The sequence below is a fragment of the Streptomyces sp. NRRL WC-3549 genome (genome assembly GCF_000721935.1).
Lineage (GTDB): Bacteria > Actinomycetota > Actinomycetes > Streptomycetales > Streptomycetaceae > Streptomyces.
On the sequence record NZ_KL585387.1, the window covers coordinates 113,829 to 115,190 of the forward strand.

2 protein-coding genes are annotated in these 1,362 nt (G+C 74.1%); both read left to right on the forward strand.

The features are described 5' to 3' along the window. Positions 1-721 (forward strand): AtuA-related protein (locus tag IH13_RS0105865; RefSeq protein WP_420713342.1); only part of this gene is annotated, 721 nt, incomplete at its 5' end. Next, positions 718-1,362 (forward strand): carboxyl transferase domain-containing protein (locus tag IH13_RS0105870; RefSeq protein WP_031081603.1); only part of this gene is annotated, 645 nt, incomplete at its 3' end. The genes IH13_RS0105865 and IH13_RS0105870, both read left to right, overlap by 4 nt.

Here is a 1,362-nt window from a genome sequence, read left to right on the forward strand (position 1 = left end):
GATGTGTATAAGAGACAGGTGGGAGCTGGCCCGCACCGACCGGCCCGACGCGCCCACCGAGGAGACGGCCAGTGCCCTGCTCCGGCTGGTCGTCCGCGACCAGGACGCCGAGACGGTCGGCCGCGCGGTCTCCGGGGCGGCCGTCGAACTGGCCCTCGGCAGCTACCCGGGCTTCCACGTCACCGCGCCACCCGGAAAGGGCGCCCCCTACGGGGTGTTCGAGGCCGGAACCGTACCGGCCGGCGAGGTCGCCCACGTGGCGGTCCTTCCGGACGGGCGGAGGGAGCGCGTCCCGGCCGCCGGACGGTACCGGGAGCCGGCCCCCGTCGACGAGCCGCCGCTGCCCGCGCCGCTGCCCGCGGGGCCCACCCGCAGCGTCCCGCTCGGCCTGGTCGCGGGCGCCCGCAGCGGCGACAAGGGCGGCGACGCCAACGTGGGCGTCTGGGTGCGGAGCGACGACGCCTGGCGGTGGCTGGCCCATGAACTGACCGTCGAACGGTTGCGGGAACTGCTGCCGGAGACCGCCGCCCTCCCCGTCGTACGCCATGTCCTGCCGAACCTGCGGGCGTTGAACTTCGTCGTCCCCGGTCTCCTCGGCGAGGGCGTCGCCGCGCAGGCCCGCTTCGACCCGCAGGCCAAGGCGGTGGGGGAGTGGCTGCGCTCCCGGTGCCTGCCCGTCCCCGTGACGCTGCTGGACGACTCCACGGAGGTGCCCGCATGACCGTCCTGCCCACCGCACTCGACACCGCCGGTGCCGAATACGCCGACAACCGTGCGGCCATGCTGGCCAGACTTGAGGAGCTGGACGCCGAGCACGCGAAGGCCCTCGCGGGCGGCGGCGAGAAGTACGTGACCCGGCACCGGGGGCGCGGCAAGCTACTCGCCCGGGAACGGATCGAGCTGCTGGTCGACCCGGACACCCCGTTCCTGGAGCTGTCCCCGCTCGCCGGCTGGGGCAGCGACCACACGGTGGGGGCGTCCCTGGTCACCGGCATCGGGATCGTGGCGGGCGTGGAGTGCCTGATCACGGCCAACGACCCGACCGTACGCGGCGGCGCCTCCAACCCCTGGACGCTGAAGAAGGCCCTGCGCGCCAACGAGATCGCCTTCGCCAACCGGCTGCCCTGCGTCAGCCTGGTGGAGTCCGGGGGCGCCGACCTGCCCTCGCAGAAGGAGATATTCATCCCGGGCGGGGCGCTCTTCCGCGACCTCACCCGCCTTTCGGCGGCCGGCATCCCCACCGTGGCCGTCGTCTTCGGCAACTCCACGGCGGGCGGGGCGTACGTCCCCGGCATGTCGGACCACACCGTGATGATCAAGGAGCGGTCGAAGGTCTTCCTCGGCGGGGGGGGGGGGGGGGGG